The sequence below is a fragment of the Sedimentisphaera salicampi genome (assembly GCF_002117005.1).
GTDB classification, from domain to species: Bacteria; Planctomycetota; Phycisphaerae; order Sedimentisphaerales; family Sedimentisphaeraceae; genus Sedimentisphaera; species Sedimentisphaera salicampi.
Genome location: NZ_CP021023.1, coordinates 1549290 through 1561547, shown reverse-complemented (window position 1 = coordinate 1561547; position 12258 = coordinate 1549290). Strand labels below are relative to the sequence as shown.

The following is a 12258-nucleotide window of genomic DNA, read 5'->3' as shown; positions in this document are numbered from 1 at the left end:
AGCAGGTTGCATAGGTTTGACAGATTTATGCATCTTTTCAGTAAGTGCAGGATCCCCGCACTGCAATGGATGCAGGGCAAGGATTAACAGCATTTCTGCAAACGACTATTGCGCAAAAAAGCAGGGGCGAACCTGACCGGCCGCCCCTTGATTATATTTTTCTGAGCATTGCTCTAAGCGATTGTTACGTTATCATCCAGATAAACATCCTGGATTGCGTGGAAAATCTTCACTCCTTCATCCATTGGCTTCTGGAATGTTTTCCTGCCGCTGATAAGCCCCATTCCGCCTGCACGCTTATTGATCACAGCACTTTTGACCACCTGCTGGAGGTCGTTTTCGCCTGAAGGGCCGCCGGAATTTATCAGGCCGGCTCTTCCCATATAGCAGTTGGCCACCTGATATCTCGTGAGGTCTATCGGGTTCTCGCTTGTGAGCTTATCGTAAACCAGATCGCTGGTTTTTGAGAAGCCGATATCCTTAAACCCGCCGTTGAGCGTTGGCTGTTTCTGTTTGATAAGGTCGGCCTCTATTGTAACGCCGATGTGATTAGCCTGACTGGTCATATCAGCGGAGGTGTGGTAGTCTTTTCCGCCGGTTTTGAAATCGCTGTTCCTCAGGTAACACCAAAGCACAGTGAACATCCCGAGGCTGTGGGCGATTTCGAATGCGTTTGCAATCTCTTCAATCTGCCTGTCAGACTCTTCCGAGCCGAAGTAAATCGTAGCTCCAATGCCGGCAGCGCCGAGATTGTAAGACTGCTCCACGCTCGCAAACAGCCTCTGGTCGAATGTGTTTGGATAGGTGAGCAGTTCGTTGTGGTTTATCTTAACTATAAACGGAATCTTATGGGCATATTTCCTTGAAACCGCCCCAAGCACCCCGAACGTTGAGGCTACTGCATTGCAGCCCGCCTCAATTGCAAGCTTAACGATATTCTCAGGGTCGAAGTATATCGGATTCGGTGCGAAAGAAGCCCCCGCAGTGTGTTCAATCCCCTGGTCAACTGGAAGGATCGAAAGATAACCCGTTCCGCCCAGTCGCCCGTGATCGAACACATTTTGCAGATTTCTGAGAACTCTCGGGCCGCGGTCTGTCTGAGAGACCACCCTGTCAACAAAATCAGGGCCGGGAAGATGGAGCATCTGCTTATCAATCGTTTTGCACTGGTGTTCGAGAAGCCCCTGCGATTCGCTTCCGAGAATTGATTCTAAATTATTACTCATATAACTCTCCTTTTTGTAAAAAACTTGTTAATTTCAGCAAACATCTTATTTTGAGATATTAACATATAAACCTGCAAATCAAACCTTTAAAAAATAAAAAACTTCAAATTTCATACTTATTTTTCTTTGACAAGTTCATACTTACGTTATAATTATCTGTGTTTCAGTCTGTAAACAGGCAGTCTGAGACGCCTGATTCACGAAACCGGATGTGATAAAAGGCTCAGCGGATTTGGTCTTGCGGGCTTGCGATGCTCTGTTTGCTTTTAGAGAGGCTTTCAGGGGCGCAGGCTGTCGGCCGTGCGTACTGCTGGGCTGTATATAGCTAAAATAAAGTTAGTCAGGAGAATATAATGAAAAATTCTTCTAATGCCCCTGAAATGCAGGGAGCGCAGATTATTGTTGAGATCCTCAAGGAGCAGGGTGTAGATACTATGTTCGGCTATCTTGGGGGTGTAGTCCTTCCTATATTTGATAAACTTTACGATTCAGACATAAGGTTTATCACTCCCCGCCACGAACAGGGCGGAGCTCATATGGCCGATGCTTATGCACGGTGCACAGGGAAGACCGGCGTTTGCATTGCAACCTCCGGCCCGGGAGCAACAAACCTCACCACGGGAATCGCCAACGCTATGATGGATTCTGTGCCAATGGTTGCCCTTACCGGGCAGGTTCGTACTGAGCTTATTGGAGGCGATGCCTTTCAGGAAGTTGACACAACGGGCATAACCCGTCCGATCACTAAGCACAACGTTATAGTAAAAGACGTAAACAACCTTGCCGAAGAGCTCAGGCAGGCCTTCTACATAGCCTCAACAGGCCGCCCAGGACCTGTTCTGGTTGATATTCCGGTAGATGTTTCTGTGGGCACAGGAAGGCTCAATCCCCCCTCCGACATTGATATGCCGGGCTACAAACCGAGAGTTGAAGGGCATAAAAAGCAGATTGAGGCGGCTGCTGATGCGATAAACAAGAGCAAAAGGCCTGTTCTGTATATCGGAGGCGGAGTTATTATTTCTAATGCTTCCCGAGAGATCACAGATTTAGCCGAGAAGGCCAACATACCTGTTACAACTACGTTGATGGGCATGGGAGCTTTCGACCAGAACAGCCCGCTTTCGCTGGATATGCTCGGTATGCACGGAGCGGCTTACGCAAATATGGCGGTTCAGAATTCCGATCTGCTCATCGCTGTGGGTTCGCGCTTCGACGACAGGGTTACAGGGCAGCTAAAGAGGTTCTGCCCGAATGCAAAGATCCTGCATGTAGATATAGACCCCGCAAGTATATCCAAAAACGTTCAGGTTCACGTTCCGGTGGTAGGAGATGCCAAGCTCGTTCTCCCCGAGATAACAGAGCTGCTTGAATACAGTGACCGCGGGGAATGGTTTGCCCAGATTAGCGAATGGAAGAAGGCTCATCCTTTCACCTACGATAAAAACGCTACTTCAATAAAGCCTCAATACGTAATCGAAGAGCTCTGGAATCAGACAAAGGGAGAAGCCACAATCACAACAGGCGTAGGCCAGCATCAGATGTGGGCAGCTCAGTTCTATAAATACAAGTATCCCCGTCAGTTTATAACCAGCGGCGGGCTTGGAACTATGGGCTTCGGCCTTCCTTCAGCTATCGGCGCTCAGGTTGCAAGACCAGACAGCACAGTTATAGATATTGATGGAGACAGCAGCTTCAATATGACGATGACAGAGCTGTCAACAGCGGTAATGTACAAGCTGCCTGTGAAAGCAGTGGTGCTGAATAACGGATATATGGGGATGGTAAGGCAGTGGCAGGAGCTTTTCTACCAGAGAAGATATTCCCACAGCCACCTCTTGAATCCAAACTTTGCGGATGTGGCAAAGGCTCTTGGGGCAGGCGGAATAAGCATCGAGAAAAAGGATGAAGTGCAAGGAGCGATTGAAAAGATGCTTTCCTACGACGGGCCGTTTGTCTTGGACTGCCGCATAGAGCCCGAGGAAAATGTGTGGCCTATGGTTTCGCCGGGCAAAGCTCTCGACGAAATGGCAGGTCTGGAAATTTTCGAAAAAATGCCTTAATTCTGGGAGATTGAAATTGAAGCACGTAATAAGCGCTCTGGTTCAGAATAAGCCTGGAGTACTGGCGCACGTTGCCGGTATGTTTGCTGCAAGGGCTTTTAATATAGATTCCCTCGCAGTTGGAAGAACAGACGACCCGAACCTAAGCAGAATGACTATCGTGGTAGTTGGCGGAAACGAAGTGCTTGAGCAGGTTAGAAAGCAGCTTGGAAAGATTGTTTCTGTCGTGAAAATTCAGGATTTTGCCGGAAGAGATATCGTGGCAAGAGACCTTATGCTCATAAATATCCATTGCCGGCCTGAAAAGAGGGCCGAAATTCAGGCTCTTGTTTCAATGTTTGAAGGCAAAGTGGTGGATATAGGGCCGAAAAACGTTATGGTTGAAATTTCAGGTCCTGAGAGTAAAATGGAAGCCTTTATAGATGCCTGCCGGCATTACGGCATAAAAGCTACTGCCAGAACGGGCACTATCGCTATGCCCAGATATCGCAAGGGCGAAAAAAATTAGCAATTAAGAAAAAATTTGTTTACAGGAGATAACAATGGCAAAAGTATTGTATGAAAATGATGCACCTATTGATGCCCTCAAATCGGGCAAGGTGGCGGTTATTGGCTACGGAAGCCAGGGGCATGCCCACTCGCAAAACCTCAGAGACAGCGGGATTGAAGTGGCAGTGGCAGAGGTTCAAGGCTCTGATAATTATAAGCTTGCCCAGGAACACGGATTTGAACCAAAAGACATTCCGGGAGCAATGAAAGGCGCAGACCTTATCATTATGACCCTTCCTGACGAGATTACAGCTAAGATATTCAACGAAAACATCAAACCTAATCTCGAGCCCGGCCAGACAATCGGCGTATGCCACGGATTCAACATCAACTTCGGCCTTATCGATGTGCCGGTGGATAACAATGTGGTAATGATAGCCCCGAAGGGCCCGGGTCATCTTGTAAGGAGCGAATTCGTTAAAGGCGGCGGAGTTCCGTGTCTTGTGGCGGTAGAGCAGGATAAATCAGGCAAGGGAAGAGAAGTGGCTCTTGCGTGGGGCAATGGAATCGGCGGCGCACGCGCCGGCATCCTCGAAACCACCATCAAAGAGGAAACAGAAACAGACCTCTTCGGCGAGCAGGTAGTCCTCTGCGGCGGCCTTACATCGCTGATAAAAGCAGGCTTTGAAACCCTTGTGGAAGCGGGATACCAGCCTGAAATCGCATACTTTGAATGTATGCACGAGGTGAAGCTCATCGTTGACCTTATGTATGAGGGCGGAATCAACTATATGAGATACAGCATCTCAAACACAGCTCAGTGGGGTGATATGATCTCCGGCCCGAGAATCATCACAGACGAAACCAAGAAAGAAATGAAGAAAATTCTTGGAGAAATTCAGTCTGGAGAGTTTGCAAAAGAGTGGATTGATGAGTACAATAACGGCCTGAAAAGATTCAAGGCCCTGTATGAAGCCGATCATGACTGCCAGCTTGAAGTAGTAGGCAGAAAGCTGCGTAAAATGATGAGCTGGATTGATTCTAAAGAAGTTTGAGTTTAACTTTACAGGAGCTGAAAAATGCTCCTGTATTTATTTACAGCAAGTTTTCCTTGTAAAAAGAAAGGGATTGCTTTGAGATTATCGCTTAGCGTATTAGCCTTATCGGTTATGGTTTTGTTTGCAGGCGGCTGCGGCAGCTATAACAACGCCTCTGCACCGGCAGATGAGCTTATTTTCGACCGTTTTCAGGAGATGCAGATCAGCTTTGATACCTCCACAGACATCCTTCCCGAGATAAAGAAGGACGAGATGGGAGAGTATGTATCTGAGAATCAGAACTCCATCGCTTCCTGGGGACAGAAAGATGACGGGGAAGCAATTTGGATGAATGCCGCAGTGTTCGGGCAGGATAACAACCGCCTTGCACGCAAATATGCCTTTGTTTTTGAAGAAAAACAATCAAACTTCGGCCTATACGGCGGAACAGCAGGCAGAGGAAGGGTTGAAATGGAATACTCCCTCCCGGGCGACTTCGATGATATAACCTACGCAAATGAAGCTGAAAGACGCAAGGAAATCATCATTACCGGAATCAATATGTTCATTGGAGATATCGACCCCATCCGTCTGGACAGCGATTACGTGTATTCAGGAGCAATGCTTGTGAAAAAGGCCTTCTCGCTGATGATGTATGAGATTGAGCAGAATCCATCAAAGATTGCTATGCTCAAAGAACCCAGAGGGCTCGATTTCGATTTCCCAACCTTCGGCCCTGCAAGGGCGAGAATGCTTGTTAATGATGAATACAGGGTGAGGGTGAAGATCAAGATCGGCAAATACACTAAGGACTTCGAGAATCATCCTGATGTGGTAGAGATGGATAAATTCGTAAGGCCGAACGAAATGCTGACTCCTCAGCCGCAGGCTCAGCCTGCTGAAGAAGCAGAAACGGGCGGCTCGAATTTCTTAACTGATTTCTTCAGCAATCTCTTCGGCGGCGGAGGCGGCGAGCAGCCGGCACAACAGCAATCTGCCCCAGAGCCTCAAACCGGCGAAACACCTGATGTTTCCACGGAGATTGGCGAGGTGGAAAACGAACAGGCAGCTCAGCAGCAGGAGCAGACTGAAGCTGAGGCCGAACCCGAACCTGAAAATGAGCAAACTCAAGCTGAAGCTGACGACCAGCAGACCCAGCAGAGTGAGCCGGCCGAGGCCGGAAATGCTCAGGAAGAAAATGCCGAAGAGCAAACTCAGGAGAATGCTTCCGAGCAGGAATAATTTCAAATTTGACTAACAGAAAAGGTCGTATTGGGAGCATTTTTTCCAAGCGGCCTTTTTTTATGGTGTTTATTCCAAATTAGTTCTTTGCAAAAAGCCGGTTAGAAAGTAAATTAAGATAGATGGCAAAAGAAGAAAAGAAATCACGCTGGCCCAGGATAAAAAACAAAAAAGCATTTCACGATTACGAGATTCTTGATAAAATCGAGGCAGGCCTGGAATTAAAAGGCAGTGAAGTGAAATCGCTCAGAAAGGGAAGCGCCGATCTAAACGCAGCTTATGCAAGGATTTACAATAATGAATGTTTTCTCATAGGCTGCAAGATTGAGCCCTATAAAGAAGCTACATACAACAATCACGATCCAGAGAGAAAGAGAAAACTGCTTCTTCACAAGGCTCAGATTAAGCGATTGCACACAAAACTCGAGCAAAAGGGCTATTCGCTGATTCCTCTTGCGATTTATTTCAACGACCGCGGGACAGCAAAGCTTGAACTCGCCCTTGCAAGGGGAAAGAAGAAGTACGATAAACGCGCTGCTATCAAAGAAAAAGACCTCAAACGGGATATGCAGCGGTATGCGAAATATTAAAATTAGGTTCAGCAGGAGAAATTATGGAATGCAAAAAACAAGATAATCTGAAAAACTGCAACTGCACCTACGAACCCTGCCCTAGAAAGGGAGTTTGCTGTGATTGTATTCAGTATCATCTGCGGATGAAGCAATTGCCCGCATGCTGCTTCCCTGATGATGTGGAAAAAACCTACGACAGGAGTTTCAAGGCCTTCGCTAAGGCATGGAATCTATAAAAATGTTTTTAAGGAGCAAAGATAATGGATGATGATTACAAAAACGAAAATAACAATGAGAACCAGCCTTTCGAAGAGCAGGAAGGCCGGCAGGGGCAGGATAATTCATCAGAAAATGAAAGATTAAATCTAACCCCTGAACCTGAAGAAACCCAGCCTGAAGGACCTTCCGGTTCTGTGCAGAAGGAGGAGGCCGCAGCTGTTGGAGCAGGCGTTGATGCCTCTGATTGCAAGCAGGAGCCAACTTCCGGCGGCAGCAAAAAGACCGGAAAGAAGAAAGAAAAATCCGGGGAAAAGAAAAAGGGTTTCTGGGGCAGGCTCTGGTCTGCGCTGAAATTCATCTATATGGTGATTACAGTGCCGTATTTTATTATGGTGGTGCTGTTTATCGTGGCATTTCTTGCCGCAGTGTTCAGTCAGGATGATTTGATTGATATTGAAAAGGGTTCAAGATTCGCAAGAGGCGGCTTCAACGAAACTGTGGTCATTGAAGGCGAGAGGGACGAAAGAATCGCACTTATAGACGTGCAGAACCTGATTACTTTCCAAACCAGCCAGCAGTTCAAGAGCAGAATCAAAAAGATTGAAAAGGATGATTCTGTCGCCGCTGTGATTGTTAGGGTAACCTCTCCGGGCGGTTCTGTATCAGCGAGCGATCAGATCCACCATTACATCCAAAGCTTTAAAGAAGACACCGATATTCCCGTATATTCTTATATGTCCGGTGTGGCGGCTTCCGGCGGGTATTATTTATCTGCTGCCTGCGACCAGATATACGCCGAGCCCACAACGATTACCGGCTCTATTGGCGTTGTGCTTCAGTCTTTCAATCTGGAAACCCTTATGAACGAAAAACTCGGGGTTAAGAATATCACCGTAAAATCGGGGGAGAAGAAAGACTGGCCCAAGATGTTCGGAGAGCTTACGCAGGAGCAGCTTGATTATGTGCAGAACAAGCTGATAAACCCGCCATACCAGCGTTTTGTTTCGATTGTGGCCGAAGGACGCGATAAGCTTTCAAAAGAGCAGGTGCTCAAGCTTGCTGACGGAAGCATATATTACAGCGAAGAGGCGGTGAACAACGGCCTGATAGACGGAATAAGCTATCTTGAAGACCTCAGAGATGTGATTGCTGAGGAAAACGGGCTTGAGAATCCCGAGGTCTTCGGGTTCAGAGAAACCTTCAGCCTTGATTATCTGCTTAGGAATACCGCAGAAGAAACAGGATTTTTCCCAAGGGCAGAAGAAACCTTGGAGAAAATCAGCAGACCTGAGCTTATGTATCTCTGGAGGCTTGATAATTAACGCTGAGAAGAGATATTTGCCTAACTTAAAATAACAAGATATTTAATTTGTTCTCCTTAAATTAAATAAAACTTGAAACAGGCCGGAGCGTTTCCCTGCCTGTTTCTTTTTTGGATTAGCTGTGGATAACTTTACCGTAATTACAAAACTCCCGGGAAGGCTGGTCAAATTCAGCTCGCCGGAGGAAGTGATAGATTTGAGCTCTGAGAATTTCGCAGAGGCCTTTAATTTTGCGCAGGAATATGCGGAAAAAGGCGGGTATGTGGTTTCGGTTTTGAATTACCGGCTCGGAGAATATTTAGTTAATCAGGCGGGAGGTACGAACCTCGGCACCCTGCTTTTCTACAAATCATACTCAAGGCCTCAAATAAGGCCCTGCAATGATTTTGCTGTTACGGGGATCAGGCTTTCCCAGTCTCGAAGTGAGTATTTCAATGCCATTGCGGAGATTAAATCCGAGCTTGAGGCGGGAAGAACTTATCAGGTGAACTACACAACGAGCGTTGAGTTCAATTTCTTCGGCTGCCCGCTCGCCTTCTTCATTCATTCACTGAAAACCCAGCCAACAGCCTACAACACCATCATAAAACTGCAAGACAAACACATCATCTCGGCAACGCCTGAGCTTTTCTTCTGTGCAGAAGGCCGCAGTATATACTCAAGGCCGATGAAAGGTACTTGCAGGCTTGACCAGGGCGAAGATTTCCTCAAGAATGATGAGAAAAATATTGCCGAGAACGTTATGATTGTTGATCTGCTCCGCAACGACCTCAACAGGATATGCGATAATGTGCACGTTCCCGAGCTGCTTGAGGTGGAGGAGTATAAATCGCTCTATCAGATGACGTCCAAAATTTGCGGAACACTGCGGGAGAAGTCTTTCCGGAAAATAATCGAGGCGCTTTTCCCGTGCGGATCTATAACAGGAGCCCCTAAAAAAAGCACGATGGAGATTATACGCCGTGTGGAAAGCTTTGAGAGGGGGCTGTACACAGGCTCAATCGGACTCAACAGCAAAGACCGAATGCTCCATGCAATCGCCATACGAACGGTTGAACTGGAAAACGGCAAAGGCCGGATGGGGGCTGGCAGCGGGATAACCGTATGCTCCGAGCCGGCAGAGGAATATGAAGAAACGCTTCTGAAAGCCAAATTTATCGAGACAAAAAGCGAATTCTGCGTATTTGAATCAATCCTCTGGGACAGCAAAAAACGGGAGTTTGCCCGCCTGAATGAACACCTTGAAAGGATTGCAGAATCTCTTGGCTTTTTCAAGATCCCCTGCAGCAGGGAGGCTCTCAGAGAAAAGCTTATCTCAGAAGCACCAGGCCCCTCCTGCGATAAACGCGTGCGGCTTTCGGTTAATTCAATAGGCGAAATTGCTGTGCAGGTTTTCCCGTTTATCCCCTGGCAGCAGGGGCGGATTGGGCTTCGTGAAGTGCGGGAAAGGCCGAAGGCTTTCACTTTGCACAAAACCTCCAGAAGGCTCAATCTCGATTTGAAAAATTTTTCCGAACACATACTCCATACACGAGCCGGCGAGCTTCTGGAGGGCTCGATTTCGAATCTCTTCCTGCGATTTGGAGAGGAATACTTCACGCCTCCCGTTGAGTCCGGACTCCTGCCGGGGGTTGAAAGACAAGTTTATATCAAACAGAGAAATGCGAAGGAAAAAAGGCTTTACCTCCAAGACCTCCTCAAGGCCGATGCGGCGGTGTTTACTAATTCTGTACGCGGTCGGATTGAGCTGAAAATTCCCGATGCAATCCAGCCCCGTTCATCCGCTCTCCCAGCCTCACTGCGAGGAAGTGGGTTGTAAGCAATCTCAAAGATTAAAGCCTTTTCGCAGAGTTATCCTGTTAGCCGGTTTTCTCGTTCCGCTGCCGCAAGCGGATTTTTCACCAGAGCAAACCGAGTTCGCTGCGTCCAAAGGGTCTAATCGGCAATCTCAAAAATTCAGTTTTTATAAAGCTTTTACAGTAATAAAAAAGGGTGGGTTTAGCCATAGCAGGGAGGCGATGCGAAAATTAAATTCAGGATAATTTCAAGTTTCGTTTTCCTGACTTCGGCGGTTGTATTGCGGAAAACTCATCGAAAAGTGCGTTTTGAGGCTGTTACGGGTGGTGTTTTGGGCTGGCTTCCTTGTAGTGCCTAATTTTATTTTTATATTGACATAATATTTTTATTTCGTATAATCTGTGTTTATGTTTATACGAGTAAAAAAATCAAAAAACAGCCCAAAGAGATCTGTTCAGATTGTTGCGAGCTATCGCAACGAGAAGAATCAGCCTCGCCAGCGTATAGTACGTCATATGGGCACTGCCTTCACAGAAGAGGATGTTACCCGTCTCAAAGATCTCGCCGAATTCGAGAAGGCTAAACTTGAGGCGGAGATAACGCCGGCACTTTTCAAGCCTGAGCAGCTTGCAGAGGCTGCTATAGAAGCCCGCAAAAAGATCGATGATGAGCCTATAAACGTAAATCTGAAGGATATTAAGGAGCAGGCACGCATCACCACCGGCATCCATGAGGTGTTCGGAAGCATCTATGACGAGCTCGGATTTAACAATCTTTTTGATAAACGCAAAGAGGCTGCTCGCAGAAACCTTCGCCACATTACCATGGCAAGGCTTGCAAATCCGGTCAGCAAGCGCAACAGTGTTCAGGATCTCTCCAAAGACTTCGGCATCAGCCTCTCTCTTGACAGTGTTTACAGGATGATGGACGGAATAACAGACGATATTATCAACAAGGCTCAAAACCACGCTCACAAGGCTGCTAAAGGTCTTCTTGGAGATGAGATTAGCCTTCTGTTTTACGACTGCACCACCCTGTATTTTGAATCATTTACTGAAGATGAGCTCAAAAAGAACGGCTACAGCAAGGATATGAAGTTCAATCAGCCGCAGGTTGTGCTTGGCCTTCTCTCAACCTCAGAGGGGCTTCCAGTTGGTTATGAGGTGTTCCCCGGCAATCAGTATGAAGGGCATACTCTGCACACTGTTATCCCTAAGATCAAAGAGAAATACAACCTCAAGCGTGTTATATTTACCGCAGACAGTGCGATGCTGAGCAAGGCTAATCTGGATTACCTTGAAGAGCAGAAAGTGGAATATATCGTAGCAGCGAGGCTAAAAAGCCTCACTGATCAATGGAAAGCAAAGATTACAGAATCCGTTGCTCCTCTCAGAAGCTTTGATTACGGCAAGAACAGAAGGCTAATTGTTACCTACAGCGACAAGCTCGCCAAAAAGAATAAACACGACAGGGACGAAGCTATAAGAAAACTTCGTGAGAAGCTTGAAAAGAGCAGTAACCCCAAATCCCTTATAAGCAACTACGGCTACAAGAAATTTATGCGAGTTACCGGCGAGGTAAACTGCGAGATAAATGAAGAGAAATATGCTCAGGCAGCGAAATTTGATGGCCTTCACGGCGTTATAACGAATGTTAAGGATATGGATGATTCGGCAGTAGTAGAGCATTACAAGCAGCTCTGGCTAATTGAGGAGTGCTTCAGGATCAGCAAGCACGACCTGAAGATACGGCCGATATATCACTGGACACCGAAACGAATCAAAGCCCATATACTGATATGCTTTATCGCTCTAACCTGCGCGAGGAATCTGGCATACAGGGTTAGGCTAAGATTCGAGGCGATGTCTGTGGCAAGAATGGTAAATGCGCTAAACCACGTGCAGCTTAGCATCCTCTGGGATAAGAAAAGCGAATGCAAATATGTGCTGCCATCAAAGATTAACGAGGACGCAAGGAAACTCTACAAAACAGTTAATCTGAGCGCAGATACCACACCCTATAAGATGTAACACAGACCCTGAAAAAACTCAAAAAAACAGGGTTGTAGTGCCTGCGCAAAAAATCGAGTCCTTTATTGACAGGCACTTATGAAAATTTACCGCCGAAGTCAGGAAAAAGGGTGGGTTTAGCCATAGCAGGGAGGCGATGCGAAAATTAAATTCAGGATAATTTCAAGTTTCGTTTTCATTGCGGCGTATTTGTCTTGAATCTTCGGTTCTCTTGCATATACTTCTGAAATTCGCTAATTCGTAGCGAAACGTGATATAAGCTGT

Annotated in this window: 10 protein-coding genes; 9 read left to right on the top strand and 1 reads right to left on the bottom strand. The window is 46.8% G+C overall.

From position 1 onward, the window contains the following. Positions 1-173: 173 nt before the first annotated feature. Positions 174-1226 carry a class I fructose-bisphosphate aldolase gene (locus tag STSP1_RS05835; RefSeq protein ID WP_085755452.1) on the bottom strand — a complete coding sequence of 351 codons (1053 nt, stop codon included), beginning with the start codon at positions 1224-1226 and terminating at the stop codon, positions 174-176. 353 nt (positions 1227-1579) lie between these two features. Here STSP1_RS05835 and ilvB point away from each other — a divergent pair, with 353 nt between their 5' ends. From ilvB to STSP1_RS05790, 9 genes are all read left to right on the top strand, one after another. Then, positions 1580-3286: a biosynthetic-type acetolactate synthase large subunit gene (ilvB, locus tag STSP1_RS05830; protein WP_085755451.1), complete on the top strand. Its 1707-nt coding sequence runs from the start codon at positions 1580-1582 to the stop codon at positions 3284-3286. 16 nt (positions 3287-3302) lie between these two features. Continuing rightward, entirely contained in the window at positions 3303-3794 is a 492-nt protein-coding gene (gene ilvN, locus STSP1_RS05825; protein WP_085755450.1) for an acetolactate synthase small subunit, read from the top strand. 34 nt (positions 3795-3828) lie between these two features. Next, complete coding sequence (gene ilvC / locus STSP1_RS05820; protein ID WP_085755449.1) at positions 3829-4830, top strand: ketol-acid reductoisomerase; 1002 nt, start codon at positions 3829-3831, stop codon at positions 4828-4830. A 78-nt stretch (positions 4831-4908) separates the two neighbouring features. Further along, positions 4909-6054 carry a hypothetical protein gene (locus STSP1_RS05815; protein WP_123806996.1) on the top strand — a complete coding sequence of 382 codons (1146 nt, stop codon included), beginning with the start codon at positions 4909-4911 and terminating at the stop codon, positions 6052-6054. 122 nt (positions 6055-6176) lie between these two features. Further along, positions 6177-6644 carry an SsrA-binding protein SmpB gene (smpB, locus tag STSP1_RS05810; protein WP_085755447.1) on the top strand — a complete coding sequence of 156 codons (468 nt, stop codon included), beginning with the start codon at positions 6177-6179 and terminating at the stop codon, positions 6642-6644. Between the two features lie 23 nt (positions 6645-6667). Continuing rightward, positions 6668-6862 carry a DUF6485 family protein gene (locus STSP1_RS05805; protein ID WP_085755446.1) on the top strand — a complete coding sequence of 65 codons (195 nt, stop codon included), beginning with the start codon at positions 6668-6670 and terminating at the stop codon, positions 6860-6862. Between the two features lie 24 nt (positions 6863-6886). Further along, positions 6887-8167, top strand: coding sequence for a signal peptide peptidase SppA (gene sppA / locus STSP1_RS05800; RefSeq protein ID WP_085755445.1), 1281 nt, complete (start codon positions 6887-6889; stop codon positions 8165-8167). Between the two features lie 121 nt (positions 8168-8288). Then, positions 8289-9986 (top strand): bifunctional chorismate-binding protein/class IV aminotransferase, encoded by a 1698-nt coding sequence (locus STSP1_RS05795; RefSeq protein ID WP_085755444.1) that lies wholly within the window; start codon positions 8289-8291, stop codon positions 9984-9986. Between the two features lie 385 nt (positions 9987-10371). After that, positions 10372-11994, top strand: coding sequence for an IS1634 family transposase (locus tag STSP1_RS05790; protein WP_085755443.1), 1623 nt, complete (start codon positions 10372-10374; stop codon positions 11992-11994). Positions 11995-12258 lie beyond the last annotated feature (264 nt).

What these genes read in the sequence shown, in the direction of transcription:
- STSP1_RS05835 (WP_085755452.1), bottom strand. Translation starts at nt 1,226, where the DNA reads ATGAGTAATAATTTAGAATCAATTCTCGGAAGCGAATCGCAGGGGCTT.
- sppA (WP_085755445.1), top strand. Translation starts at nt 6,887, where the DNA reads ATGGATGATGATTACAAAAACGAAAATAACAATGAGAACCAGCCTTTC.
- STSP1_RS05790 (WP_085755443.1), top strand. Translation starts at nt 10,372, where the DNA reads ATGTTTATACGAGTAAAAAAATCAAAAAACAGCCCAAAGAGATCTGTT.
- ilvB (WP_085755451.1), top strand. Translation starts at nt 1,580, where the DNA reads ATGAAAAATTCTTCTAATGCCCCTGAAATGCAGGGAGCGCAGATTATT.
- smpB (WP_085755447.1), top strand. Translation starts at nt 6,177, where the DNA reads ATGGCAAAAGAAGAAAAGAAATCACGCTGGCCCAGGATAAAAAACAAA.
- STSP1_RS05805 (WP_085755446.1), top strand. Translation starts at nt 6,668, where the DNA reads ATGGAATGCAAAAAACAAGATAATCTGAAAAACTGCAACTGCACCTAC.
- ilvC (WP_085755449.1), top strand. Translation starts at nt 3,829, where the DNA reads ATGGCAAAAGTATTGTATGAAAATGATGCACCTATTGATGCCCTCAAA.